General features: G+C 72.8%; 14 protein-coding genes and 1 pseudogene. 9 read left to right on the forward strand and 6 right to left on the reverse strand.

The window, feature by feature from the left end; all coding sequences use genetic code 11:
- Positions 1 to 271 precede the first annotated feature (271 nt).
- The gene (locus tag ACFQVC_RS02050; protein WP_381825729.1) at positions 272 to 5,032 is read left to right on the forward strand and encodes a DNA/RNA helicase domain-containing protein; all 4,761 of its coding nucleotides are present in this window, start codon (positions 272 to 274) and stop codon (positions 5,030 to 5,032) included.
- Between the two features lie 142 nt (positions 5,033 to 5,174).
- Positions 5,175 to 7,088 (forward strand): sensor histidine kinase, encoded by a 1,914-nt coding sequence (locus ACFQVC_RS02055; protein WP_381825731.1) that lies wholly within the window; start codon positions 5,175 to 5,177, stop codon positions 7,086 to 7,088.
- 80 nt (positions 7,089 to 7,168) lie between these two features.
- On the opposite strand, the gene ACFQVC_RS02060 is transcribed toward ACFQVC_RS02055, so the two are convergent.
- From ACFQVC_RS02060 to ACFQVC_RS02070, 3 genes are all read right to left on the reverse strand, one after another.
- On the reverse strand, positions 7,169 to 7,369 hold the full coding sequence (locus tag ACFQVC_RS02060) for a type II toxin-antitoxin system VapB family antitoxin (RefSeq protein ID WP_381825733.1): 201 nt from the start codon (positions 7,367 to 7,369) through the stop codon (positions 7,169 to 7,171).
- Positions 7,370 to 7,424: 55 nt separating this feature from the next.
- Positions 7,425 to 8,771: a PucR family transcriptional regulator gene (locus ACFQVC_RS02065; protein WP_381825735.1), complete on the reverse strand. Its 1,347-nt coding sequence runs from the start codon at positions 8,769 to 8,771 to the stop codon at positions 7,425 to 7,427.
- A 220-nt stretch (positions 8,772 to 8,991) separates the two neighbouring features.
- The gene (locus tag ACFQVC_RS02070; RefSeq protein WP_417851971.1) at positions 8,992 to 10,269 is read right to left on the reverse strand and encodes a lipase family protein; all 1,278 of its coding nucleotides are present in this window, start codon (positions 10,267 to 10,269) and stop codon (positions 8,992 to 8,994) included.
- A gap of 221 nt (positions 10,270 to 10,490) precedes the next feature.
- On the opposite strand from ACFQVC_RS02070, the gene ACFQVC_RS02075 reads away from it, so the two are divergent.
- Entirely contained in the window at positions 10,491 to 12,077 is a 1,587-nt protein-coding gene (locus ACFQVC_RS02075) for an AMP-binding protein (protein WP_381825739.1), read from the forward strand.
- 13 nt (positions 12,078 to 12,090) lie between these two features.
- On the opposite strand, the pseudogene ACFQVC_RS02080 reads toward ACFQVC_RS02075, so the two are convergent.
- Positions 12,091 to 13,449: pseudogene (locus ACFQVC_RS02080) on the reverse strand (MFS transporter); the annotation flags it as partial.
- 220 nt (positions 13,450 to 13,669) lie between these two features.
- On the opposite strand from ACFQVC_RS02080, the gene ACFQVC_RS02085 reads away from it, so the two are divergent.
- Genes ACFQVC_RS02085 through ACFQVC_RS02095 form a run of 3 tightly spaced genes read left to right on the forward strand, consistent with a single transcriptional unit; the run spans position 13,670 to position 20,966 of the window.
- Entirely contained in the window at positions 13,670 to 15,418 is a 1,749-nt protein-coding gene (locus tag ACFQVC_RS02085) for a fatty acyl-AMP ligase (protein WP_381825741.1), read from the forward strand.
- Entirely contained in the window at positions 15,415 to 19,914 is a 4,500-nt protein-coding gene (locus ACFQVC_RS02090) for a beta-ketoacyl synthase N-terminal-like domain-containing protein (RefSeq protein ID WP_381825743.1), read from the forward strand. The genes ACFQVC_RS02085 and ACFQVC_RS02090 overlap by 4 nt, the downstream gene beginning before the upstream one ends.
- Positions 19,915 to 19,928: 14 nt before the next feature.
- Positions 19,929 to 20,966, forward strand: coding sequence for an alpha/beta hydrolase (locus ACFQVC_RS02095; RefSeq protein ID WP_381825745.1), 1,038 nt, complete (start codon positions 19,929 to 19,931; stop codon positions 20,964 to 20,966).
- Between the two features lie 130 nt (positions 20,967 to 21,096).
- On the opposite strand, the gene ACFQVC_RS02100 is transcribed toward ACFQVC_RS02095, so the two are convergent.
- On the reverse strand, positions 21,097 to 22,041 hold the full coding sequence (locus ACFQVC_RS02100) for an acyl-CoA desaturase (protein ID WP_381825747.1): 945 nt from the start codon (positions 22,039 to 22,041) through the stop codon (positions 21,097 to 21,099).
- Positions 22,042 to 22,323: 282 nt separating this feature from the next.
- On the opposite strand from ACFQVC_RS02100, the gene ccrA reads away from it, so the two are divergent.
- From ccrA to ACFQVC_RS02115, 3 genes are all read left to right on the forward strand, one after another.
- On the forward strand, positions 22,324 to 23,631 hold the full coding sequence (gene ccrA, locus ACFQVC_RS02105; RefSeq protein ID WP_381825749.1) for a crotonyl-CoA carboxylase/reductase: 1,308 nt from the start codon (positions 22,324 to 22,326) through the stop codon (positions 23,629 to 23,631).
- Positions 23,632 to 23,711: 80 nt separating this feature from the next.
- The gene (locus ACFQVC_RS02110; RefSeq protein ID WP_381825751.1) at positions 23,712 to 24,161 is read left to right on the forward strand and encodes a universal stress protein; all 450 of its coding nucleotides are present in this window, start codon (positions 23,712 to 23,714) and stop codon (positions 24,159 to 24,161) included.
- Positions 24,158 to 25,123 (forward strand): adenylate/guanylate cyclase domain-containing protein, encoded by a 966-nt coding sequence (locus ACFQVC_RS02115; protein WP_381825753.1) that lies wholly within the window; start codon positions 24,158 to 24,160, stop codon positions 25,121 to 25,123. The genes ACFQVC_RS02110 and ACFQVC_RS02115 overlap by 4 nt, the downstream gene beginning before the upstream one ends.
- A 266-nt stretch (positions 25,124 to 25,389) precedes the next feature.
- Here ACFQVC_RS02115 and ACFQVC_RS02120 read toward each other — a convergent pair whose 3' ends face one another.
- Positions 25,390 to 26,655: a PucR-like N-terminal domain-containing protein gene (locus ACFQVC_RS02120; RefSeq protein ID WP_381825755.1), complete on the reverse strand. Its 1,266-nt coding sequence runs from the start codon at positions 26,653 to 26,655 to the stop codon at positions 25,390 to 25,392.
- Positions 26,656 to 26,661 lie beyond the last annotated feature (6 nt).

Here is a 26,661-nt window from a genome sequence, read left to right on the forward strand (position 1 = left end):
CCTAGCCGTCCACGGCGTTCGCGGCGTACGCGGCGTACGCGCGGAGCGGGCCCGCTGCCCGTATCGGTGTGCCACCCCCGTGTACTCCCACGCCAGGGATTCTGTACGACGCCGGGGCGGCAGGCAAAGCGAAGGGCCGAACCGGCCCCGGCGAGGGGGTAGTTCCGGGCCTATCATGGCTGTGCCGGAGAGGGACGGGGCGGAGCGGACGAGCACACGGGGGCGGGGCGGGATGGAGCCGGAACCAAGGATCCGGGCGTACGCCGCCGCCGTGGCAGAGGGGCTCTTCCTGCCCGCCGCCCTGCGGCGCGATCCGGCCCTGCGGCCGAGACATCTGGCAGATCTGGTCTCCTTCCGGGGCGAGAGCCGGACGCTCAGCGGGATGAACCTGCACGGGCAGTGCCGGGATCTGGTGCAACTCGCCGCCGACGACGAGGACTTGTCGCGGAATGTGCCGCAGTCGGAGCAGGAGGCGGTTGCCGCCGCCCTCACGCAGTCGCTGCTGCGGCTCGCCGACATCGGCGTGAGCGATGCCGATGTCGTGGCCATGGGGCCGGCCTCACTCACCGACCGGCTGCTGCGGTCCGACGCGCCGAGCATGATGGCGCTGTCCGGTGCGGGGCTGACCCTGCACGACGCCCTGCTCGTCGGGGTGTGCGCGCAGATCGTGGCCGTGCTCACCCATGGGGCACCGGTGGACGTCCCGGAGCCCGCCGAAGACCTGGTGACGCACTGGGCCCAGGACGGTGACTTCGAAGAGGCGTACCGGGACGCCGTGGAGGCCCGGTACTCCACGCTTGAGCTCGCCGGTGTCCCACTCCGTGACGGCCCGGCCCTGTGGCCGCTCAGGGGCGCCTACATCGAGGGCGCCGCGGAGGGCTACGACGGCGGCGCCTTCCTGCGGGAGCCGGCGCACGAGATGGTCCGCCTTCATCAACGGGTCCTGCTGCGCGGCGAGGTGGGATCGGGCAAGACGACGCTGGTGCAGTGGCTCGCGGTGAGCCACGCGCACGGCGCGCGGGAGAGACGGGTGCCGTTCGTCCTGCGTGCGCGTCACTTCGACCCGGAAGGTCCGCTGCCGACGCCGGAAGAGTTCGTCGGCGCCACCGTGAGGGCCTTGGGCTCGCGGCAGCCGGAGGGGTGGGTGTCGCGTGTCCTGGTGCGGGGCGACGCCCTGATCATGGTCGACGGAGTCGACGAGGCGCCGGAGATCGTCGAGGAGATCGGCCGCTGGATCAGGGCCCTGGGCGAGACCTATCCGGGCAACACGTGGCTGGTCACGTCGCGTCCCGCGGCCCTTCCCGAGCAGTGGCTGCGCTTCGACGGATTCGTCGAACGGACCCTGGAGCCGCTGAGCGAGCAGGACCTGCCGCGGTTCGTCGGCAACTGCTACCAGGCCGCGGCGGACATGTCCGGGCGCGAGGTGCCGCGGGTCATCAGGGAACAGCCGCGGGAGATCAGGGAACAATGGGCGCAGGAGCTGCTCGCCCAACTGCAGAGCGAACCGGACCTGAAGCTGTTCGCGGCCAACCGCCTGCTGTGCGCAGTGCTGTGCGCACTGCACTGGGACCGGTTCGGCGCACTGCCCGAACGCCATTTCGAGCTTCCGGGGCTGTTCCTCGATCTGCTGCTCGGGGACCGGGACAGGGCACGCGGTGTCGATTCCCCGGTGCGCGAACAGGTTCCCCGGCACCAGCTGCCGCAGATCCTCGGAGCGCTCGCTCTCCAGCACCTCCGCGACGGCCACCAGCCGCTCGACCGGGCGACCGCGCTCGACCTCATCACGGAGGAACTGACCGAGGGAGGCGGGCAGTGGCCCGACTTCATCGTGCCGGACCTCCTCGACTACCTGGAGGTACGCACCGGGCTCCTGCGCCGGCTCCGGGGGGAGGGACTCGAACTCGACGAGCTGGCCTTCCCGGTCCTGACCTCCTACGCCGCGGCCTGGCGTCTGCTCATGGAGCCCGATCCCGGTCTCGCCGAGATCGACGAGCACGCTCTCGACCCGCACTGGTACACCGTTATCCTGCATGCCGCCGCACAGGCCGACTTGTACGGCGCGGAGGAACTGCTGACGCGTCTGCTCGCCCTCGGTGAGGCGGCGCGGACGCGCGAGGAGCGGACCCGGCTCTTCGCCCTCGCGGCCCTGTGCCTGCGCCGGATCACGGAGCCCCTCGACGATGCCCTGCGGCAGCGGGTGAAGGAGTGCCTCACGTCCGTGCTGCCGCCGCAGACCGAGGAGGAGGCCGAGGTACTGCAGTCGCTCGGCGTGGAGGTCCTCGCGCTGCTCCCCGACCCGGCCGACGCCGTGAGCGAGGAACAGGCCTCCGTCGTGGTCGAGATGGCGCAGCGGATCGGCGGGGCGGCGGGCGCCGACGCCGTACAGCGCTTCGGGGTGCTCCTGCCGGTGCCGCCCCCGGGCGTCGGCGAGGCCCCGTCCGATCCGCCGGATCTGGCCGAACTCCCGGACGGAGCACGGAAGCTGGCGGTCTCCCTGAGTGTGGCGACCCGTATCGAGCCCGAACTCCTTCGGGCCGTACGGACCCGGGTCCATCCGCGTCTCGACGCCGGTGACGAGGCGGATCTGTGGTTCAGCCCCTGGGTGGCGGTGCGGACCCGTCGGGGGATCGCGCTGCGCCCGGACGTCCTGCCCGTACTCCGCGCCGAGCTGGCCAGACAGCTCGCCCTCGCCGGTCCCGACGATCCGCTGCGGTCCGTGGGCGAGGTGATCGCCGAGGTGCACGCGGAGCTGTCACCGGCCCTCGTCCTGGAGGAGCGGGTCAACTGGCTCCATGTGTCCCGGGAAGCGGGCCGCACCCAGGCGATCGAGCAGGCGCTGCGGCCCGCGCTGCGCGCCCTGGTCGTCGAACGGCGTGCCGGGGTCGCCGACTGGCTGGCCGGAGCGTGGGAACGGCTGCCCGCCGAGGCCAGATCCTCCGTCACCGGCTGGCAACTCCACACGGTCGCCTCGCACTTGGCGCCCGAGCTGCCGTTGCCGGCCGCGCCGGAAAGGGTGGGCCTGACCGCCGACGCCGTCGCCGCGGTGGTGGACGAACTGCCGGATGTGCCGCTCGGCGTGCGGCGCACCGAGGGGCGCCTTGAGCTGGGGGTGGACCCGGAGGCGGCACGGTTTGCGATTCCGGTGCCCGATACGAGGCCGCGGGTCCTTGAAGTCCTGACGGACGACGACTGGCCGCGCACCGTCGCCCTGGACGGCGACGGGTCGCTGACCGTGGCGGCGGCCGGGGAGCGGGTGCGGGTGCGGACGTCGCGGGGCGCGGTGTTCGAGGTGCCTTCCGAGGACGCGGCGGTGCGGGGCGGGCGGGCGGAATGGCGCGAACGTGAAGCGCTTGCGGAGCTGTTGGAGACGGCGGGGCTCAGGGACGCCGAGGTCATGATCGGTTACGTGCTGCCGGGCCGGCCCGTGTCCGAACTGGACGCGATCATCGCGGGCCGCCATCCGCGTACCGGCGAACCCTCGTACGTCATCGTGGACTTCAAGTTCTGGAGGAGACCGCAGGCCGGTCTGCTGCCCGACACCATCGCACGGGTGGAACGCACACGCAGAGAGCTCGTGGCGCGGCACGCCGTGCTCGCCGGGCGCCCCGAGCGGGTGTCGGCGATGCTCTATCTGGTCAACGCCACGGAGACCGACACGTGGAGCGAGGACGACACCCGGGTCGGGCCGGGCGTCGGCGTGTTCACCCGGAACGGGCGCCTGGCCGCCGCCGAGTTCCTGCGCTCTGTGGTGGCACCGGGGCGTCCGGGTGACACGCGGTTCATCGGCGAGCTGCTCGACAGTGCCGATACTCGGACGATCCCGCTGGAGTCCCGGATCCGCTCGGTGCTGCGGAGTGATGGCGAGTTGCTCCCTCGCGCGGAGCAGCGCGATGTCCTGCGGGCGGTGCCCGAGGGTGGTTCGGGGCGCAAGGAAGTCGTCATCGTGAACGGCGGTCCGCGCAGCGGGAAGAGCATGACCGGACTGTTCCTGCTCGGCGCGGCGGTGGAGCGGGACGTACTTGTGCGCCACGTCTCGGGCAGCAGGTCGATGGACCGCGCTCTGCGGCAGGCCGCGCGTGCGGCGGGGCAGCCCCAGGAGCTGTTCGCCTTCCCCCAGTCCTTCGCCGCGGCCGCGCGCAATGACCTCGACTTGCTGATCTGCGATGACGCGCAACGCCTGCGCCGAGGGCCCAGCCAGGTCCTCGAACTGGTCGATGCGGCCCGCGTGACGGTGTTCCTGGTGGACGAGAGCCAGGCGGTCCACCCCGACGACGTCGGCAACGCCCTGGCGATCGAACAGGCCCTGGCGGGACGAGATGTGACGGTACGGGAGATGGGGCTCCAGGGCGCCGGCCCGGCCGCCGAGTACGCGGCATGGGTCGACGCGCTGCTGTACCCGGAGAGCACGACGCCGCATTGGATTCCGAGTGGTATCCGTAGCGTCGAGGTGGTGGACGACCCGGCCGAGATGGAATACATCGTGCGCCACGAGCACTTGGAGGGTCGCGCCGCCCGGATCACCGCCGGCTACTGCTGGCCGCGCACCCCCCGAAGGGACGCGGAGGCCGACGAACCGCTCGCGCGAGACGTGACCATCGGTGACTGGGCGCGGCCCTGGCATCAGCAGGGCGACCGTGCGGGGCCGGGTGCGCCGGCGGGGCAGGACTGGCCGCTGCATCCCACGGGGATCGACCAGATCGGCACCGTATACGCCGCCGCGGGCTTCGAGTTCGACTGGTGCGGGGTGATCATCGGGCCTGATCTGCTCTGGCGTGACGGCCGGTGGGTCGTCGACCGTCATGCGTCGAAGGACCCCGCGCTGCGCAAGCAGTCGGTCAGCGACGAGCTCGCCGACCGCTGTATCCGCAATGCCTACCGCGTCCTGATGACCCGGGGCACGCGGGGCACCGTCCTGTACTCCACCGACCCCGAAACCCGCGACCGCCTGCGGCAGTTGGTGCCGGTGGGAGGGCGAGGACGAGGAGCGGGCTCCGGCAGCCGGCCCTCCGGCGGCGCGCCCCCGCCCATGTGAGCCCTCCGCAATAAGACCCTTACCGGAGGGAAACCGCTTCCTCCCACCGCCCTCCCTAGCGTCGGCGGATGTGAACCAGACACATCGGCAGAGGCTGTCGAAACTCCCCCCACTTCCCGGCTGGAGCACGATCCGAGGGCGCGTGGCCATCGTGCTCGCCGTGCCCACCTGTCTCCTACTCGTGATCACCGGACTCGGCGTCGCCGACCGGGCGGCCGACTGGTCCGCGGCGCGTGAGACCGCCGAGCGCGTCGATGTCGTCCTCAAAGGGCAAGGGCTCGTTCGTGAGCTGCAGCGCGAACGTGGGCTCACCAGCGGCCTGTTGGGCGGTGCCGACGCGTACGAGGATGACGTACGGGCGCAGCGGGAGCGTACCGACCGGGTGCGGGACGCGTTCGACGCGCTCCTCGCCGACGGCGGTGCCGATACCGCGGATGCCGCGCGGGGTGCGCTCGCGACCGTGCGGACCCTGGATTCCGTACGGGTCGAGGTCGATGACAGGACCGCGCGCCGCGGCGCCACCCTGGACGCGTACACCGAGGCCGTCGACGAGCTGATCGCGGCCTGTGCCGCCGAACCCGTACGCACCGAGAAGGGACTCGGTGACGGGCTCGACGCGCTCGGGGCGCTGACTCGTGCCACCGAGGCGCTCGCCCTGGAGCGCGGGTCGCTGAACGGGGTGTTCGCGGCCGGGCGGTTCAGGGGCGACGAGTTTCTCGCGTTCAGTGAGGTGCGGGCCGAACGGCTCGCGTTTCTGCGGCAGTTCGAGCAGCATGCGGGCGCCGCACAGCGGGACGCCCTGAAGGAGGTCTTCGAGACCAAAGAGGCACGGCTCGCGCTCGGTTTCGAGAAGCGGGCCGAAGGCGGGGGCGGCGGAGGGCGGCTCGGGGTCGACCCGGGCGACTGGTGGCAGGCCATGACCGTGCTCGTGGACCGGCTGCACGCTGTGCAGAAGGAGATCGGCGGGGAGGTACGGGCGCGGGTCGACCGGCTCGGCTCCGACGCCACCGCCCAGCTGGGCGGGTTCATCGGGCTCGGCGTGCTGATCCTCGCCGTGGCCGTGGCGCTCGCCGTGCTGTCCGCGCGCTCCATCACCCGGCCGCTCGGCGCGCTCGCCGAAGAGGCCGACTCCGTGGCCCGCGCCGGGCTTCCCGCCGCCGTCGCGCGGATCCAGGAGGCCGAGGCCGGGCAGGACGGGGTGCTGGGCGACGGGGCGACGGATGCTGTCTCGCCGGCATCCGATGCGCGGCTTCAAGTGCCGGGCCGGGCCAAGGAGTTCGAGCAGCTCGGCGCCGCCCTGCGCAACGTCGAGCGGACCGCCATCGGGCTCGCCACCGAACAGGCTGTACTGCGCCGCAACAGTTCCGAGTCCCTCGCCAGCCTCGGCCGGCGCAACCAGGCACTGCTCGACCGGCAGCTCGGGCTCATCACCACCCTGGAGAGCCAGGAGGTCGACCCGGACGCACTCGGTGAGCTCTTCGAACTCGACCATCTCGCCACGCGGATGCGGCGCAACGCCGAGTCGCTGCTCGTCCTCGCGGGCGAGGAACGGCCGCCGCGCACCTGGTCGGGACTCGTCACCGCCGCCGAAGTGGTGCAGTCGGCCGTCGCCGAGGTCGAGCAGTACCAGCGGGTCGCCGTGGTGGACGTACAGGAAGGGCATGTGCGGGGCCGTGCCGTGGCCGAGCTGGCGCACCTCCTTGCCGAACTCATCGAGAACGCCCTGGTGTTCTCGCCGCCCTCACGGCCCGTCGAGGTGTACGGGTGGCGCGACGGCGGCGAGTACTGCCTCGCGGTGGTCGACCGGGGCAGCGGTATGAGCGCCGACGACCTCGCCAGGTCCAACGCCCGGCTCGCGGGCCGTGAGTCCTTCCTGGTCGCGCCGACGCGCCATCTCGGGCACTACGTGGTGGGGACGCTCGCGGCGCGCCTCGGGGCCCAGGTGGAGCTGCGGCCCACCGAGGGCGGGGACGGCGGCGTGACCGCTTATGTGGCGCTGCCCGCGTCCCTGGTGCAGGCGGTGCCGGTACGGGTGGAGCCGGTGCCTGCGGGGTGAGTGCCTGGCCACGGGCCCGGGGGTGAGGTCCTGCCCCGAGGGCCCAGGGGGTGAGGGTCGGGCGCAGCGGGCCGCCAGGGTCAGCCTTGCTGTTCCTGCGGTTTGCTCTCGGTCTCGCGCCGGCCCCGGACTTCGAGTCCGACGCGGGCCTCGGTGCGGTGGCCGCGGGCGATGTAGTCGCGGACGACCACTTCGACGGCGTCCTGCGGCGACCCGACGCCGGCCAGGACCATCACTTCGACCACCAGCTCGGCGTCAAGACCGATATTGACCTTGGCCACGGCTTCTCCCCCGGGTCGCGTCGCAGCCGGGCTCCGACGCCCGGCAAGGGCACTATCATGCCGCGGCCGGGCGCAGGCTCATCGCGTGCAGGGCCAACTGCATCTCGAACTGGGCTTCCGGGTCGTGCAGTTGGGATCCGAAGACCTCGTCCAGCTGGCGCAGCCGGTAGCGGACCGTCTGGGGGTGTACCGCGAGGCGGCCCGCGACCTCGCTCGCGTTGTGGCCGCACTGCAGCCAGCACAGCAGCGTCTCGGCGAGGCGCTCGCGCTGCGGTGAGCGGACCGAGTCGAGCGGCAGCAGATGACGGTCGGCAAGGGCCCGTACCAGCGACTCGTCCTGGAAGAGCAGCAGCGTCGACAGATGGTCGGAGCAGTGCAGGACGCCCGACCGTGGCAGCACACCGCGCCGTGACAGGGACAGGGCCTGCGAAGCCCAGCGCAGCGAGCGGGCCCCCTCGCCCAGCGGGACCGTGGGGCCGACCACCGCACGCAGTCCGTGCAGCGCCGCCCCGATGGCACGGGAGCGGCCCGGTCCCTGTGGATCGGGTACGACGACGATGCCCGGCTGCTCGTCGAAGCGGGCCAGGAACTCCGGCGGCATGATCGGCCGCACCGACTCCGGGGCCAGCGGGTGGTCGGTGACGACGACGGCCAGCTCGCGCGGGATCGGCCACTGCGCGCTGTGCGCCAGGTCCACGATCGCCTCCGGCGAGACCGCGGGGTCCGCGGTCAGCAGGTCGATGAGGCGGTTTCTGCGCTGCTGCAGCTCGCCCGCGGCGTAAAGGCGGGCCTCGGTGTAGCCGGCGGTGGCCGCCGCCGCCAGCTCGTCGAGATGCTGGAACAGCGCCTCACCGAACGTGCCGAGCAGATGCCGGGGGAGCTGGCCCGCGTCGACCATGGCGCTGATCCGGCGCCACGTCACGCGGGCGCCGAGGCGCAGTGCCGCCTGGAACGAGTCGAGACTGCGGCCCTCCTCGGCCTCGCCCCTGCCGATGTGGCGATAGGTGGCCTTCACCGACTCCCAGTCGGAGTCGGGGTGTGCCATGCGGGCCAGGAAGTCGTTGAGGGCCTGCTCCACGCCCCGGTTCACGACATGCATATACGTGTCGTCCATCGGGCGTGCGTACTCGGGGATCTCCGTACCGATGGCCCGGACGACCTCCGTGGTGAGGTCGGAGAGGAAGGGTCTGAGGTGATCGTGCAGATGCGAGGGGAAGGCCCGGAAGGCGGAGTGAGGGGAGTGTGGGGTGTGCGGGGCCTGCGCGGACTGAGGGGTGTGGGCGCGGGCGTGTTCGGGGGCCTGGCCGGCGGCCGGGCCCGAGGTCTGGCCGGGGGAGCGTCCGCTCGTGCGCCGGGTCATCTCTCCGGGCAGTTCGGACAGTAACGGGGAACCGTTCAGCATGGGTTGCACCCTCCGCATGCGGGGGACAAGCGTTCGGTGAAGATATCGCCGTGGCGGCGTGAAGGCCCTATCAATGGATCACAGACCTCGGGGCGCCCCTTGTCATCCATTGACAAGGGGCGCCGCCAGTGGGGAAGAGAGCGAGGTCAGGGCGCGGGGGCCGGTGAGGGTGGGGAGGCCCCGGCGACAAGTAAAGTTGCCCTGGGAAACCGGCAGTTGCTCAGGGGAGGAGGCAGTTGCCGAATTCCGGGCGGCCCTCGAAGCGGTCGCCGAGCCACTTGACCGCGTCGTCCTTCGCCAGCTGATCGGTCGTCAGATGCTCGCCCGGGTAGGTCTTCCACTGGGTGGTGACCTTCGCGGAGCAGTACGCCTTGCGGGTCGCGTCCTCCGTCTCGATCGGGATGACCTCCTCGAACAGGCCGCGGTACTGCATGACGGGGAAGCCGATCTCGTACTTCGCGCCGGAGCCCTTCGGACCGATGCCGACGCCGAGCTTCTGCTCGTCGATGACCTGGCCCCAGGACTTTCCGCTGCTGCCCTTGAGGGCGTAGATCTGCTCCAGGGTCAGCTTGTCCGTCGAGAAGTTCTCGATCTTCTGCCCGGCGAAGTTCGCCAGCGTTCCCGCCAGGCAGTGCGACTTCGCCGTCTGCACCGCCTTACGGCCCTCGTCGTTGAGGATCTCGGCGAACGGCATGTCCGGGTACGCGGCGGCGAGGCCGATCACCGCGTCCGCGAGGAACCCCGCGAACGCGCCCCCGTTGAGTCCCTTCGCGACCACCTTCAGATCGCCCGGCACACCGCCCGACGCGGTCCCGACGACCTTCAGCTCCGGGGCGTACGACGCGGACAGCTGCGCTGCCCACAGGCTCGCCGCCCCGCCCTCCGAGTAGCCCCACAGGCCGATCCGGGTCTTGGGGTCGAGGCCGCTGCCGGGCACCGCGGGTGCGGCACGGGCGATGTCGAGCAGGGCGTGGCCCGCGTCGTGCCCGGAGACATACGGGTGGGTCTGGCCGTCCAGATAGCCCATGCCGTCCGTCGCGGCGACCGCGTAACCCGCCTTCAGGAGCGCCGCGATGTTCTCGCCCTCGTACTCGTCCTGATAGGCGCCCGACAGCTGCTTGGAGAACGCGCACTGCGGGCCGAGGCCGAGCGTGCCGGGGTTGAACGCCACGATCGGCCGGCTCCCCGGTCCCTTCCACTCCGCCTTCGGCACCGCGACCGTGCCGGAGACCGCGGCGCCGCGGCCCGCGTTGTCCTTCGAGCTGTACTGGACCTTCCAGGCGCGCATCGGGATGTTGCCCGGCACGTGCGGCAGCTGTGTCTCGCGGCAGGCGATGACGCGGCCCGGCTCGACCGGGACGCCCCCGGGCGGACGGTAGATCTGGTCGTCGCCCGCCTCGCACGCGGCCCCTGCCGCGGCGGTCAGGGGCGGGGATGAGGACGAGGCGGGCGCCGCGCCCGCCGCCAGATCGGTCGCCGCGAGCCCGAGACCCGCCAGGACCGCCCCGGCGGTGAGTACGCCGAGGGTCTTCTTCCGTTTCGCTCTGGCCCTGCGCACGGGGAACTCCTTCGAGGTGGGGGTGTCGTTTCGAGGGTGGGGCCCACTGTGAAGTTACGGAGGGGTAACCGGAGTTGATAGTCACCGTCCGACAGCGCGAGGACCTGGAACTGTGCGCCGTTGACAAGTCCCCGGACCCGCCTGTGCGGCACCATCGGGGCATGACGGAACAGCCCTGGCTGCGGCACTACGCGCCGGGCGTGCCGCACCACCTCGACGTGCCGGACCTCGCGCTGCCCACGCTGCTCGACGACGCGGTGCGGCGGCACGGCCTGCGCACGGCCCTGGTGCACGACGGGCGCCGTACCGGATACCGGTGGCTGCACCGCGCGGTGCGCCGGTTCACCGCGGCGCTGCGCACCCTCGGCATCGGCTACGGCGACCGGGTCGCGCTCGTCCTGCCCGACGGCCTCCGTGCCGTGACGGCCTGTCACGCGGTGCTGCGGCTCGGGGCGGTGGCGGTGCTGCTCGACCCGGGCACCCCGGTGGAGCTCCTGCGGCACCGGCTCGCGCGGTGCGGGGCGGTCCTCGCGGTCGTGGCGGACCCCGATGACGAGGACGATCCGGCCGGTGACCTGCGGGGCGGATTCCTCGGCCCCTCCTCCGGTTCCGCCTTCGGGTCCCCCTTCGATGTGCGGGTGCGTACCTATGGCTCCGTCCTGGGGCAGCGCCCCCAGCGGCGGCCCGAGCTGCCGCAGCCGGGACCGACGGATCTCGCGGTCGTGCAGTACGCCGACGGGGACGCGGTGCCGTTCACGCACCGCAACCTCGTCGCCGCCGCCCGTCAACTGGGCGGATGGCTGCCTGAGTTGAGGACCGGGCGCGAGACCGTGCTCTGCGGGACACCGCTGTGGGCGCCCCACGGACCGCTCTTCGCGCTCGCCCTGCCCGCGCTCACCGGTATGCGCACCGTGCTGCGGCCACCCGGCGAACCGCGGCAGCTGCTGCGGCTCGCCCGGCGCTGGAAGCCGACGCTGCTGCCGCTCGCCCCGGCCGAACTGCGGCGGCTCCTGGAGCGTCCCGCGCATGAGTGGGAGGCGCTCGCCACCGTACGGACCTGTCTGACGGCGCCCCTCGCGCCGGACGCCGCCACGCGGCTCGACGGACTCCTGGACGCCGCGGTCGTCGAGGGCTACGGCCTGCCGCAGACCGCCGGCATCCTGCTCGCCAACCCGCGCGGCGCCAATGCCCGTGCCGGTACGGCGGGCCTGCCGCTGCCGGGCACCGAGGTGCGGATCGTGGCCGAGGGCGACGGGGGCGGGTACGGGTACGGAGGCGGGGACCTGCCCCTTGGCTCCGCAGGGGAGTTGTGGGTGCGCGGTCCCCAGGTCACGGGCGAGGGCTGGCTGCGTACCGGCGCGACCGCGGTCATGGGACCGGATGGATTCGTGACGGTCCTCGCACCGGGGGAGGTGGGGGCGGTGCTCAGGGCCGGGGTGGTCAGGGGCGACTGTGCGCCGCACGTTGGCGTTGCCGCGCAGCCGCAGCCGCAGCCGCAGCCGCAGCCGCAGCCGCAGCCGCAGCCGGACCCGGACCCGGAGCCGGAGCCGCAGCCGGACCCGGGCCCCGGCCCTGATTCGCACCCGGAGCCCGGCCCGCACCCTGATTCGCACCCGGAGCCCGGACCGCGTCCTGACCCGGACCTGGGCTCGGACCCGCAGCCGTACCCGTCGCGCCGCGAGCCCGCCCGGCAGGGGCCGTCCGTGCCGCCCGTGCCCCCCGATGCCGTCCCGGGCGACGCAGCGTGAGTGCCGTGACCAGGGCTCCCAACAGGACGCACAGCGCGGCGAGTTGAAGTCCCGAGTCATAGCCGTCGAGGAACGCGGAGCGTGGGTCGGCGCCCTCGCGCAGCGCCGAGCGTTCCGTGCGGGTGAGAACCACACCCACCAGGACCACACCGAACACACCGGAGATCTCGCGGGCCGCGCTGACCAGGCCCGAGGCCATGCCCGTACGGGTCGCGGGGACGTCGGCGACGGACCGTACCGTCAAAGGGGTGGTGAGGGCCGAGCCCGCGCCGATGACGATCAGGCCGGGCTGCAGATCCCAGTAGCCGGCGTCCAGACCCGTGCGCGAGACGTACAGCAGGCCGAGCGCCACCATGACGAGTCCCGCCGCGATCGACCAGTGCGCGCCGACCGTCTTCGCCGCGCGCTCCGCGAACGGTGTCACCGCCATCAGGGCCAGCGCGAGCGGCAGAAACGCCAGGCCCGCCTTGGTGGGGGAGAAGCCGAGGATGTGCTGCAGATACAGCGCGGTGAAGAAGAACACCCCGTTCACGCCGATGCCCCACAGCACCTGCGCCGCCGCGCCGCCGCTCAGTGAACGGCTGCGCAGCACCCGCAGATCGACGAGGGGCAGGAACGTCCGCCACTCCACGGCCAGGAACGCGAGCCCGGCCGCCGCCGAGAGCCACAGGCACAGCGGCACGGGCGGGGTGCTGAAGCTGTGCTCGCCGCCCTTCACCAGGGCGTAGGTGAGGAGGAAGAGAGCCGTCGAGGAGAGGATCACACCCGGCAGGTCGAGCAGCGGGAGCAGTCCGTCGCGGCGGCTCATCCGGTCGCGGGCGGCGGGCACGGCCGGTACGAGCAGCAGGGTGAGGACGCCGAAGGGGACGTTCAGGAGGAACACCCAGCTCCAGTCCCAGCGTTCGGTGACGAAACCGCCGACCACCGGACCCATCGCCAGGGCCACCGCAAGGGCCGCCGTCCACAGGCCGACCGCGAGGGCCCGGCTGCGGGCGGGCAGATCGGCGGCCACCACCGCGAGCGAGGCCGGGATGACCAGGGCGGCGCCCACGCCCTGCACGGTGCGGGCGGCGATCAGGGCCGTGCCGCTGTCGGCGAGGGCCGCGGCGAGGGAGGCCAGGGTGAAGACCACGATCCCCGCGGCGAGTACCGGGCGGCGCCCGATCAGGTCGGTGAGCCGGCCGCCGGTCAGGAGCAGGGCGCCGAAGCTCAGGACGTAGCTGGTCGCCACCCACTCCAAGTCCGCGACGGACAGGCCGAGTTCGCGCTGCACCGTGGGCAGCGCGACATTGATCACCGTGTTGTCGAGGGTGGTGATGAACCCGGCAAGGGCAAGCAGGGTGAACAGGGCCAGCTGTCTGCCTCGGCCCACGTTCCGCTCCCTTCCGGCAGGGATGTCGCCTCCGCCTGTGGGGAATTCTGGGCCGGATCCGCCGTCCGGCGCTTGTCAGCGAAGTGACAGTCGGTGTCCGGCGAACTGTCAGTGACTCGTCTTACCCACAGGTCGTACGACGACGGACCCTTGTGCACCGTCCGGAACCCGAACCCAGTCCCCTTGCGCGCCAGTCGGAGCACATCCCGTAGGAGCCGCCATGCCTTCCCCCCAGCCCGCCGAGCAGCCCGTGGGTCCGCTCCTCACCGATCATCTGCGGCACTGGGCGACGCACCGCGCCCGCCGACGCGCCTTCACCTTCGCGGAGTTCCCCGAGCCGGGCTCCGCGGGTCTGCACCACACCCTCGACTGGCGGCGCCTCGAAGCCCGTACGCGCGGCTTCGCCGAACGGATCGCCGCCGTCGCCGGGCCCGGCGACCGGGTCGCGCTGCTGCTGCCGCAGAGCCTCGACTATGTGGCCGCCTTCCTGGGCTGCCTGGACGCCGGAGTGATCGCTGTCCCGCTGTTCAGCCCCGAACTGCCGGGCCATGAGGGCAGGCTGGCGGCCGTACTCGATGACTGCGAACCCAGCTGCGTACTGACCGACACGGCCTCCGCCGCCGCCGTACGCCACTTCCTCGACGGACGGCAGCTGCCGCCGGTGTCCGTCCTCATCCTCGACGACGGTGACGAGACGGCCGCCAAGGGTGAGCTGCCCGCGCGGCCCGAACCCGACGACACCGCCTACCTGCAGTACACCTCCGGGTCCACCCGCACCCCGGCCGGTGTCGTCATCAGCCACGCCAACGTCGTGGCCAACGCCCGCCAGGCCATCGAGGCCTTCGGTGCCGACGGCGACGACAGCGCCGACCGCCACACCGCCGTCGGCTGGCTGCCGCTCTTCCACGACATGGGGCTCCTGCTGAGCGTCGCCGCGCCCGTCATCGTCGGCGCCTCCTCCGTCCTGATGGACCCGGTGGCCTTCCTCGAAGAGCCGTCGCGCTGGCTGCGGCTGCTCGCCGCCTACCCCGGCACCGTCAGCGCCGCCCCCAACTTCGCCTACGACTACTGTGCCTCGCGCGTGCCCTGGGACGATGTCGCCGACCTGCGCCTGGACCGCGTGAAGGTCCTGATGAACGGCAGCGAGCCGGTACGGCCCGGCACCCTGACCCGTTTCACCCGCGCCTTCGAACCCGCCGGGCTCGCCCCCGAAGCGTTGTGCCCCGCCTACGGGCTCGCCGAAGCGACGGTCTTCGTCACCAGCGACACCTACCGCACGGCGCCCACGACCCTCGACTGCGACGCCGCCGCCCTCACCGAAGGCCGTATCAAGCCCTGCGAACCCGGCGACCCGGCCGCCACCCGGCTCGTGTCCTGCGGCACCCCCGTCGGACAGGAACTGCAGATCGCCGACCCCGGCACCGGCGCCCCGCTCCCCGAAGGGCAGATCGGCGAGATCCGGCTCCGCGGCCCCAACATCGGCCTGTGCTACTGGAAGCAGGCCGATCTGTCCGCCGACACCTTCGGCGGGGGCCGGCTGCGCACCGGCGACCTGGGAGCCGTCCACGAAGGGCTGCTCTACGTCACCGGACGCCTCAAGGACCTGATCATCGTGGACGGCCGCAACCACTATCCGCAGGACATCGAGGAGACCGTGCAGTCGGCCGTGGAGACGGTACGGCGCGACCGGCTCGCGGCGTTCTCCGTGCCGGGGGACGAGGCCGACCGTCTCGTGGTGGTCGCCGAACACCGCCGTGACGCCGCCCCCGACGCCGAGGCCGCGGCCGCCGCCCTGCGCACGGCCACCGCCGCCGTCTCCACCCGGCACGGTCTGCGCCTGGCCGAACTCCTCCTCGTGGCACCGGGATCGCTGCCCCGCACGAGCAGCGGCAAGGTCGCGAGGTCGGCCGCGCGGGCCCGGTACGCGGACGGGGGCTTCCCCGTGGACGGCACGGGAGCGGGCCGATGAGCCAGCCCCCGCCCGGCCCGCAGCCTTCGGCCGGCCCGCAGCCTTCGGCCGGCCCGCAGCCTTCGGCCGGCCCGCAGCCTTCGGCCGGCCCGCAGCCTTCGGCCGGCCCGCAGTCTCCGGCCGCCCCGCAGCCTTCGGCCGCCCCGCAGCCTTCGGCCGCCCCGCAGCCTTCGGCCGCCCCGCAGTCTCCGGCCGCCCCGCAGTCTCCGGCCGCCCCGCAGCCTTCGGCCGCCCCGCAGTCTCCGGCCGCCCCGCAGCCTTCGGCCGCCCCGCAGCCTTCGGCCGCCCCGCCGTCCCCGGTCGCCCCGCAGCCTTCGGCCGCCCCGCAGTCTCCGGCTTCCCCGCTGCCCCCGGCTTCCCCGCTGCCCCCGGCTCTCGCGGACATCCGGGCCGTCGTCGTCGACGGGCTCTGCTCCTGGTACGGCCATACGCCCGACGTCATCGCCGACGACCGGCCCCTCGCCGAACTCGGCCTCACCTCACGCGACGCCGTCGCCCTGACCGCACGCCTCGGTCAGCTCACCGGCGAGCGGCTGCCCGCGACCCTGCTGTGGGAGGCGCCGACGATCGAGGCGCTGGCGCGATGGCTGGGAGAGAGGGGTCCGCGGCGGGGCGGTACGCGGGACGGTACGGGGACGGCCGAGACGCCGGAGACCGTCAACTCCCCGTATCTCGAAGGGAGTTCACGTATCGCCGTCGTCGGGATCGGCTGCCGCTTCCCCGGCGGGGCCGGAACGCCCGGCGACTACTGGCGGCTGCTGCGCGAGGGCCGCGACGCCGTCGGCTGCGTACCCGACGACCGGTGGCCGCCGTTCCTGCCCGAAGGCGTCACCCTGCCCGACGACACCAGCAGGCACGGCGCGTTCCTCGGCGGGCTCGACACCATCGCCGCCTTCGACGCCGAGTTCTTCTCCCTCGGCGCCCACGAGGCCACCGCCATGGACCCGCAGCAGCGCCTCCTGCTCGAAGTGACCCGCGAGGCACTGGACCACGCCGCGCTGCCCGTGCCGTCCCTCGCGGGCAGCCGCACCGGGGTCTTCGTCGGCATCAGCGGCAACGAATACGCCCACCTCACCACCGCCGACCCCACCGCCGTCGACGCCTGGACCGCACCGGGCGCGGCCCTGAGCGTCGCCGCGAACCGGCTCTCCTACCTCCTCGACCTGCGCGGCCCCAGCCTCGCCGTCGACACCGCCTGCTCGTCGTCGCTCGTCGCCGTGCACCACGCGGTACGCAGCCTCGCCTCGGGCGAGAGCGACACGGCGCTCGCCGCCGGCGTCAACCTGCTGCTCTCGCCCGCCATCACCATCGGCTTCCAGCGCGCCGGCGCCCTCGCCGCCGACGGCCGCTGCAAGGCCTTCGACGCCGCCGCCGACGGCATGGTGCGCGGCGAGGGCTGCGGCGTCGTCGTACTCAAGCGCCTGCCCGACGCCGAACGCGACGGCGACCGGATCCTCGCCGTCATCGACGCCACCGCAGTCAACTCCGACGGCCGCTCCAACGGCCTGACCGCGCCCAACGCCGAGGCCCAGCGCGCCCTGCTCGCCGAGGTCCACACCGACCCCGCGCGCGTCGACTACGTCGAGGCCCACGGCACCGGCACCCCCCTCGGCGACCCCATCGAGGCGGGCGCGCTCGGCGCGGTACTCGGCCGTGGCCGCGCCGCCGCACAACCCCTCCTGATCGGCTCGGCCAAGACCAACATCGGCCACCTCGAAGCAGCCGCCGGAATCGCCGGCCTCATCAAGACGGTCCTCGCCCTGCACCACGACGAGATACCGCCAGGGCTGCACTTCACCACCCCCAACCCCCATATCGACCTGGACGCCCTGGGGTTGAGCGTCGTCACGGGCGCGCCCGAGCCCTGGCCGCGCTACTCGGGCCGGGCCACGGCCGGGGTGTCCGCGTTCGGGTTCGGCGGCACCAACGCGCATGTGGCGCTCAGCGAGCACCGGACCGCGCGGCGCCGGGGCGCCGCCCCGGTGGCCGGCGAACAGCCGTCGGTACTGCTCGTCGACGGCCCGACCGAGGACCGCGTACGCGGCTACGCGGGCGAGCTGGCCGACTGGCTCGCCACCCCCGCGAGCCGCGGCACCCGCGCCGCCGATCTCGCCCGCACCCTCGGCGGCCGCACCGGGCGCGGCCGCCACCGCGTCGCCGTCGTGGCCCGCGGGCGCACGGCGGCCACCGAGGCACTCGCCCGGTACGCCGCGGGCGAGCCCGATCCGCACCTGGTGACCGGCCGCCCCGGCGCCGCCGCGGGCCCGGCGGTGTGGGTGTTCTCCGGTTACGGCTCGCAGTGGCCCGGCATGGGCCGTGAACTCCTCGCCGCGGAACCGGTGTTCGCCGACGCGGTCGCCCGTATGGAACCCCTCCTGCGCGAACAGGCGGGCCTCTCGCTGCATGACAGCCTCGCCCCGGACGCCGACCTGTCCACGCCCGGCGTCGTCATGCCCGTCCTGTACGGCCTTCAGGTCGCCCTCGCTGAACTGTGGAAGTCGTACGGCTTCAGACCCGACGCCGTCATCGGCCACTCCATGGGCGAGATCGCGGCCGCCGTCGCGGCGGAAGCCCTCGACCCGGCCACCGGCGCGCGGATCGTCGCGGTCCGCTCGCGGCTGCTCGACCGGTTGCGGGGCGGTGCGATGGCGGTCGTCGACCGGGCCGGTGACGAACTGGCCGCACTGGTCGGCGAGTTCAGCTCCCTGAACGTGGCCGTCCACGCCTCGCCCGTGCAGAGCGTCGTCACCGGCGCGGGGCCCGAGGTCACGGCCCTGGTCGCCCGGATCACCGCGGACGGCGGCTTCGCCCGGCCGCTGCCCGTCGTCGGCGCCGGGCACTCCGCCGATGTCGACCCGCTGCTCGACGAGTTCGCCTGGGAGCTCGGGGCGGTGCCGCACGCTAGGCCCGCCTGCCGCCGCTACACCACCGTCCTCGACGATCCCTGCGACGGCGCGCCCTGCGACACCGCGTACTGGGTGGCCAATCTGCGGCGGCCCGTGCGGTTCGCGCAGGCCGTGCGGGCGGCGGCGGAGGACGGGCACCGGGTGTTCGTCGAAGTCGCCCCGCACCCGACGCAGGCCCACCCCCTCACGGAGACCCTCACCGCGTGCGGGGTCACCGACCCGCTGGTCCTGCCGACGCTGCGCCGCGCCACGGACGACGGGCTCACCTTCCGCTCCTCCCTCGCCGGGCTCCTGGTGGCAGGCGTCCCTTCGGCGCGTGGTGCGGCGCGCGGTGCGCTGCATCCGGGCGGCCGGATCGTCGACGTGCCGTCGGCGGAGTGGCGGCGCCGGCTCTTCTGGCCCGGACGCACCGACGAGAACGGCCCGCGGCCGGTGGATCCCGCGCCCCGTGACGCCTCGCCCCTCGACCGGCTGCGGCACTGTGTCGCCTCGGTCATGGGCTACGGCGTCGACCGCGTCGACCCCGACGTCCCCCTGACCGACCTCGGCCTCGACTCCCTCGCCGCGGCCCGGATCCGGGGTGTGGTGGAGCGGGAGTTCGGGGTGGTCGTGGAGCCGGGGACGCTCTTGCGGGGCGGGACGGTGCGGGGGGTCGCGGCGCTGCTGCCGGAGCCCTTTTCCTTCCCCACCCCGCCCCTTCCCGAAAGTCCTGCGGACGGCTGTCCTCAAGCGCCGGACGGGCTGATTCATCAGCCCCTCCGGCGCTTGAGGAGCGGGGGTCCGGGGGCGGAGCCCCCGGTTACGGGAAGGGGCGGGGTGGGGAAGACTCCCCTCTTCCTGGCGCACGCCGCCGGGGGCGACGCCGACGTCTACGGCCCGCTCGCCGAGCGTGTCGGCGACACGCACCCCGTGTTCGGGTTCGACCGAGTCACGGACCCCGACGACGTCACCGGCCGCGCAGCGGAATTCGCCCGCCGCGTACGACACCTGTCCCCCCACGGCCCGTGGCACCTCGGCGGCTGGTCCTACGGCGGGCTCCTCGCCCAGGAGGCCGCACGCCTGCTCGGCGCGCACGGCCCCGTGCACACCCTGATCCTCATCGACTCCGTACTGCCCCTGCCCGCACCCCCGGACCTCGACCCGGCCGCCGAGGCCCACCGCAGGTTCGCGGACTTCGCGACGTATATCGAGCGGACCTACGGGGCGCCGCTGGCGCTGCCCTACGAGGAGCTCGCGCGGCTCGGCGACGCCGAACAGGTCGACCTGGTCGTGAAGTTGCTCGAGCAGGCCGTGGACCTGCCGGCCGCCGTCCTCGACCACCAGCGCGGCTCGTATCTGGATCTGCGCAGCGGGGAGCGGCACACACCGGGGCCGTACGAAGGGCGCACGCTGCTGTACCGGGCGAGCGAGTCCGCCCCGCACACCGTGCGCGACACCCGCTACGAGCGCGACGACGCCGCGCTCGGCTGGGACGCGTACTGCGCCGACCTCACCGTCGCCGCGCTGCCCGGACACCATCTGTCGCTGCTCGACCCGCCGGTCGTGGACACCCTGGCCGAGCTCATCATCCGTGATCTGAACAGCAGTTGAGAGGAGCCTGGCCCATGACGCATCACCCCGACTCGCCCCGGCACCCGCGCCGGCACCGCAGACCACGTACCCGGTTGGCGGCCCTGGCGGCGGTCACCGCGCTGCTCGCCACCGGGGGCTCGCTCGCGGCCACGGACACCCTGGGCAGCGGCACGGCGGCCGCCGCGCCCCGGCCCACCGCCGAGGGCGCCCGCATCACCGGCGTGAAACAAGTGGCCCCGAGGACCTTCGACCTGACCGTCGCATCGGCGGCCGTGGGCAAGCAGCTGCCGGTACGGGTCATCCTGCCCGCCCGCTTCGACGCGCAGCCCGAGCGGAAGTGGCCGGTCCTGTATCTGCTGCAGGGCGCACACGACGACTACACCTCATGGACGCGGGAGACCGATGTCGAGGAGTTCCTCGCCGACCAGGACGTCCTGACCGTGATGCCGTCGTCGGGCGCGACCGGTATACCTACCGACTGGTGGGAGTGGGGCAGGCCTGGAGCGCCCGACTACGAGACGTTCCAGGTCGAGGAGTTGATGGGGCTGCTGCAGCGCGAGTACCGGGCCGGAGACAGACGGGCCGTCGCGGGGGTGTCGACCGGCGGCTACGGAGCGCTCGCCTTCGCCTCCCGCCACCCGGGCACCTTCGGCGCGGCCGCGTCGTACAGCGGAATACTCGATACGACGGCCCTCGGCATGGTGTCGGTGGTGCACGCCATCGTGGCCCGCGAACTGCTCCTTCCGGTCAGCCTGTGGGGAGTTCCGCTGCTGCACCGGGAGAACTGGCGGCAGCACAACCCGTACGCACTGGCGGAGAAACTGGCGGGGACCGGGCTCTATCTGTCGCAGGGCAGCGGCGTGCCGAGCTCGGACTTCGGCAATCTGCAGATCGACATCCTGGAAGGCACGCTGCGCGCCCAGGCCGGGGGTTTCAAGGCCCGCCTCGACCGTCTCGGCATCCCCGCGCAGACCCACTTCTACAGCGGCGGCACCCATGCCTGGCCCAACTGGCAGCAGGAGTTCAAGGCCTCGTGGCCGGTCCTGGCCAAGGGCCTCGGCCTCCTGTAGTGCGGTTCGTCGCGCCCCGAAAGGGGCGCGGGGCTGTGTCGATATGCGGCTCCGCCGCGATGGGGGTCCCCCTTGCTCGAGCGGAGCCGAGAGCTTGGGGGAGCGACCAGCCACGACGCACCCGCAGGTGTCATACCGGGCTTCCCGCGGAGCGCTTCGCCGCGAGCCGACGCTCGTCCGGCCAGTGCACATCCCGGGCCCACGAGGCCAGTTCGAAGAGGCGGATCATCCGGGCGCTGGTGTCGAGCTGGCCGCGCAGGACGCCGTGGCGGGCCGATGTGGGGTCGGCGTGGTGGAGGTTGTGCCAGGACTCGCCGCCGGAGAGGAGGGCCAGCCACCAGACGTTGCCGGAGCGGTCACGGACCTTGAAGGGGCGCTCACCCGTCATGTGGCAGATCGAGTTGATCGACCAGGTGACGTGGTGCAGCAGGCCGATCCGGACCAGGCCCGCCCAGAAGAACGCCGACCACGCGGCGCCCGAGTCCCAGGTGCCCTGGCCCCACAGGCCGCCGGCCACGGCGGGGGCGGCGAAGGAGAACAGGACGAGGACCGGCTGCCAGGCGGTCACGCGCAGCAGGTCGCGGTCGGCGAGGAGATCGGGGACGTACTTCTCCTTGTTGGTCTTCTCGTTGTTGAAGGTCCAGCCGATGTGCGCCCACACCATGCCCTTGGTGAGCGCCCACACGGAGGTGCCGAAGCGCCACGGCGAGTGCGGGTCACCCGCCTTGTCCGCGAACTGGTGGTGACGGCGGTGGTCGGCGCACCAGGTGATCGGGTCGCCCTCCACGGCCAGGGAACCCGCCACGGCGAGCGTGATCTTCAGGGGCCGTGAGGCCTTGAAGGCCTTGTGCGTGAAGAGGCGGTGGTAGCCGATGGTGATGCCGTGTCCCGCGACGAGATACATCACCGCCCCGATGACCAGGTCGTGCCAGGTGACGCCCCAGCCCCACAGCACCACGACGGAAGCGATCACCGCGAGGAAGGGCACGCCGACGAAGATTCCGACAATGATCCGGTCGGACGTGCCCATGCGTTCTCCGAACGGGGCGTCCTGTGCCATCGCCTCTTGCGCCATCGGCCTCACCTTCTCTGTTTTCGCGGTGCGTGCGGCGGACCTTAGTGAGGCGGTTCGTATCGGCTCTATGGTCGGGCCGCGCATTCGGCGGGCTGTGTTCATCAGGGAAATGACAGCCGGCCCGTGCGGGGGAGCGGGGGGAATTCTGAATGTGTCGCGGAGTGATAATCCAGGGCCCAATCACTTGGCAATAGAAGGGAATTGATGGCAATTCCCTTGTGACTTCGTTGTTCAAGTCGCAACCTGTCACCGCTGTCAGCCCGCCCCCGAGGGAGGAAGAGCATGGACGCACTCGCCGAGGCCGTCGTCGCCGATGCCACGGCCGCCGAACTGGAACGGCTGCCCGTTCCGGCGGAGTACACCGCGGCCCATCTCAGGGCCGAGGACGCGGGGAGGTTCGCCGGCATCGCGGACAACATCGACAAGGACGTACGCAAGACGCTGCACGTCGGCGCGGTGCCGATGCCGAAGCTCGCCCCGGACGAGGTCCTGGTGGCGGTGATGGCCAGCGGCATCAACTACAACACCGTGTGGTCGGCGATGTTCTCGCCGATTCCCACCTTCACCTTCCTCAAGCAGTACGGCAGGCAGGGCGGCTGGGCCCAGCGGCACGATCAGCCGTATCACGTGGTCGGTTCCGACGCGGCCGGTGTCATCGTCCGTACCGGGGCCGGTGTGCGCCGCTGGCGGATCGGTGACCAGGTCGTGGTCTCGCCCGTCGTGGTCGACGAGGAGGATCCGGCCACGCACGGGGACGGCATGCTGGACCCCGATATGCGGGCCTGGGGCTTCGAGACCAACTTCGGCGGCCTCGCCCACTACTGCGTGGCCCGCGCCAGCCAGCTCCTGCCCAAGCCGGAGCGACTGACCTGGGAAGAGGCCGCCTGCAACCCGCTGTGCGCGGGCACCGCCTACCGCATGCTGGTCAGCGACCGGGGCGCGCGCATGACGCAGGGCGACGTGGTGCTGATCTGGGGCGCCGCGGGCGGGCTCGGCGCGTATGCCGCGCAGCTGGTGCGCAATGGCGGCGGGATCGCCGTGGGCGTGGTGAGCAGCGCCGAAAAGGCCGTCCGCGCACGGGAGTTCGGGTGCCATGTCGTGATCGACCGCGCGGAGATCGGCCTGACCGGTGACGCGCCCGACGACCCGGCGGCGGTCGGCAAGAGGCTCGGGAAGCGGATCCGCGCCGAGGTCGGTGAGGATCCGCATATCGTCTTCGAGCATGTGGGGCGCGCGACGTTCGGGGTGTCGGTGTTCGTGGTCCGGCGTGGCGGCACCGTGGTGACCTGCGGTTCGTCGACCGGCTATCTGCACGAGTTCGACAACCGCTATCTGTGGATGCGGCTCAAGCGGGTCATCGGCAGCCATGGCGCGAATCTGCAGGAACAGGCCGCGGTGGGACGGCTGCTGTCCCTCGGGCACATCAGGCCCGCGCTCTCCGTGACGTACGGCCTGGAGGAAGCGGGGGAGGCGGCCCGGCTCGTGCAGACGAACCGGCACACCGGGAAGGTCGGGGTACTCGGGCTCGCGCCGCGGGCGGGGCTCGGAGCGCGGGCCGGGGCGACGGATTCGCTCCCCCTGCGCGTGTGACGGCGTGCCGTCTTGTCAGCGACGCATAAGTTGACCACCCGTCAGAATCCGGCTCCGGGAAGGGACTCTAGGGTCGCCGCATGACTGCGTACGAGACCATCCTCGTCGGCACCGACGGCTCCGAGTCGTCCTATGTCGCGGTGGAGCGGGCCGCCGCGATGGCCCGTGTGAACGTCGCCCGGCTCGTCATCCTGTGCGCCTACGAACCGGCCGACCGGCGTCAGGTGCTCGCCGCGCAGGACACCCTGCGGGACGAGGCGCACCAGGTCGTCGGGTCCGCGCCCGCGGAAGAGACACTGCGCACCGCGCGGGAGCGGGCCACGCGGGCCGGCGGGGTCGACATCGGCACGACGGCGGTGCGGGGCGAACCCGTGGCCGCGCTGCTCGACGGCGCGGCCCAGCACAAGGCGACCCTGATCGTCGTCGGCAACCGGGGCCTCAACACCCTCGCCGGGCGGCTGCTCGGCTCGGTGCCCGCGGAGGTCGCGCGCAAGGCCGACGGCGACGTGCTGATCGTGCACACCACATGAGTGACCGGACGCTCGACGCCGTACTCCTGGGCGCCGAGCGGAAGTTGACGCGCCTCGACGTCGCCCGGCAGGCCGGTGTGGAGCCCGAGCGGCTGCGCCGCCTTTGGGGCGCGCTCGGCTTCGCGGCGGTCGACGACGAGGCCCAGGTGTTCACCGAGGCGGATGTACGGGCGGCACGCACCGCGACGGAACTGCTCGGCTCCGGCCTGGTGGACGCCGGGCTCGACGCCGGCCTGACCCGCGCACTCGGCCACCATCTGTCGCGGCTCGCCGAGTGGCAGGTGCAGGTTGTGGCGGAGTGGCTGCGGGCGCAGCCGGGCGAGGGCCTCGACGAGGAACTGGGCGCCCAGCTCGCCGAGTCGGTGCTTCCGGTGGTGGCCGAGCTGCAGGACTACGTGTGGCGGCGCCACCTCGCGGCGTTCGCGGGGCGGATGCTCGCCGAGGGCGCGGAGGGCGGTGACGGTGACGGGGCGCGGCGACACCGGGTGGTGGGGTTCGTCGACATGGTCGGCTACACCCGGCTGACCCGGCGCCTGGACGAGCGTGAACTGGTGCTGCTCCTGGAGTACTTCGAGTCCCTGGCGGCGGAGGTGATCGCGCAGGGCGGCGGCCGTGTGGTGAAGACGATCGGTGACGAGGTGCTGTTCACCTGTGACGATCCCGTCGCGGCCGCCGAGACGGCACTCGCGCTCGGCGAGCGGGCGCTCGACCAGGCGCGACTGCCGGGCCTGCGGACGGGGCTCGCCTGCGGTGCCGTCCTGAGCAGGCTCGGCGATGTGTACGGCGAGGTGGTCAATATCGCGGCCCGCCTCACCGCGATCGCCCGCCCCGGCACGATCCTGGTCGACGAATCCCTGGCCACCCGGCTCGCGGACACCTCGCAGTACCGTCTGCGGGCGCTGCGTCCGGTGCCGGTGCGGGGGTACCGGCGGTTGCGGCCTTGTTTGTTGCGGCGGGCTTAGGCGGGGGGGGGGCTTGCGGGAGGTCGGGTGGGAGGCGGATGGGTTGGGTGGGTACGGCTTGGCCGGGGCCGGGCGGGCAGCCACCCGGCTCGCGGACACCTCGCAGTACCGTCTGCGGGCGCTGCGTCCGGTGCCGGTGCGGGGGTACCGGCGGTTGCGGCCTTGTCTGCTGCGGCGGGCTCAGGCGGTTGCGTGCGTGCGGGCTCAGGTGGGAGGGGGCGTGCGTGCGGCGGCGGGCTCAGGCGGGGGCGTGCGTGCTGCGGGGGTCAGGTTTCCGGGTGGGGGCGGGGGCCGTTGCCCTTCTCCGGGAACGGGGGGTCGTTGACGGCCAGGCCGCGCAGGGCGATCTCGGTGCTGAAGCGCCGGTCCGCGTCGGCGAGTTGGTCGCCGAAGGCGGCGTCGAGCAGACGCATGCGGTAGCGGACGGTCTGGGGGTGCAGATGGAGCAGCTCGGCCATTTGTACGGCGTTGCCACGGGTGGCGAGCCAGGCTTCCAGGGTTTCCACGAGCCGGGTGCGCTGGGTCGCGGTGAGATGGGCGAGGGGGGCCAGGTGCCTGGTGGTGAGGTGGTCCAGGAGGGCCGGGTCGCGCAGCAGCCACAGGGCGGTGAGGTGGTCCTCGCAGTAGGTGACGGGCCGGTCCTCGATCACTCCGGACTCGACCAGGCCCAGTATCTGCCGGGCCCAGCGCAGTGAGGTGGCGGCGTCCTCGAGGCGTACGGTCAGGCCCATCACCGCGCGGATGGTGTGCGGGGCGGCCTGCATCAGCGCGCGCCGCTCGGCGTCGATGGGGCCGGGCACCAGGACGTGCGGCTGCGGATCGTCCAGGTCCACCAGGACATCGCCGGCGAGGAGCCCGCGGCCCGGGGTCGCCGTGGGGCTGAGCGCGACCAGGGTGACCTCGTCGGGCAGCGGCCAGCCGGCCAGGTCCGCGAGCGCCTTGAGGTCGGTGCGGGGGTGATCGGCGGTGCCGGCGAGCAGTTCCCGCAGGAGCTTGGTGCGGTGTGCCTCCTGGCCGCCGTTCATCTCGGCGGTGGCCTCCTGGAATCCCGCACGGGAGATGTCGATCAGTTCCTCGACATAGGTGAAGATCGCGTCGGCGAAGGCGAGAAGGACGGCCGGGGAGAGGTTGTAGCGGCGGCCGACCTTCTTGGCGCGGCGCAGCGCCATCCGGGCACCGATCCGGAAGGCCGCGTGCAGATCGTCCAGGTTGCCGCCCTCGTAGGCCTCGAACCGGCCGATCCTGCGCAGCAGTCTGTCGCGCTGTGAGGTGGAGGTGCCGGGTGAGTCGACCTTGCTGACGAAGCTGGCCAGGGTCTGTTCGGTGGCCAGCTGGACCGCCCGCGCGAAGCGGCCCTCGAAGTAGGCGTTGTACTTCGGGATGGCGCGGCGGATCTCGGTGATGCTCTCCTGGACGAGGCTGGGGATCTCGGGGCGCATGATGGCGGCGAAGCCCGGGGGCAGGGCGGCGAGCGGGTCGTCCGGTTCTGCTCTTCGCCGTGGGGAGTGCGGCGGGGTGGCGATCTCGGGCACGGGGAC

This window comes from Streptomyces monticola, from assembly GCF_042665355.1.
Taxonomy (GTDB): domain Bacteria; phylum Actinomycetota; class Actinomycetes; order Streptomycetales; family Streptomycetaceae; genus Streptomyces; species Streptomyces monticola.

Bases quoted from the DNA above. Each gene is read 5' to 3' on its own strand.
- ACFQVC_RS02065 (WP_381825735.1), bottom strand. From the start codon at position 8,771: ATGCTGAACGGTTCCCCGTTACTGTCCGAACTGCCCGGAGAGATGACC.
- ACFQVC_RS02075 (WP_381825739.1), top strand. From the start codon at position 10,491: ATGACGGAACAGCCCTGGCTGCGGCACTACGCGCCGGGCGTGCCGCAC.
- ACFQVC_RS02085 (WP_381825741.1), top strand. From the start codon at position 13,670: ATGCCTTCCCCCCAGCCCGCCGAGCAGCCCGTGGGTCCGCTCCTCACC.
- ACFQVC_RS02090 (WP_381825743.1), top strand. From the start codon at position 15,415: ATGAGCCAGCCCCCGCCCGGCCCGCAGCCTTCGGCCGGCCCGCAGCCT.
- ACFQVC_RS02095 (WP_381825745.1), top strand. From the start codon at position 19,929: ATGACGCATCACCCCGACTCGCCCCGGCACCCGCGCCGGCACCGCAGA.
- ACFQVC_RS02100 (WP_381825747.1), bottom strand. From the start codon at position 22,041: ATGGCGCAAGAGGCGATGGCACAGGACGCCCCGTTCGGAGAACGCATG.
- ccrA (WP_381825749.1), top strand. From the start codon at position 22,324: ATGGACGCACTCGCCGAGGCCGTCGTCGCCGATGCCACGGCCGCCGAA.
- ACFQVC_RS02110 (WP_381825751.1), top strand. From the start codon at position 23,712: ATGACTGCGTACGAGACCATCCTCGTCGGCACCGACGGCTCCGAGTCG.
- ACFQVC_RS02115 (WP_381825753.1), top strand. From the start codon at position 24,158: ATGAGTGACCGGACGCTCGACGCCGTACTCCTGGGCGCCGAGCGGAAG.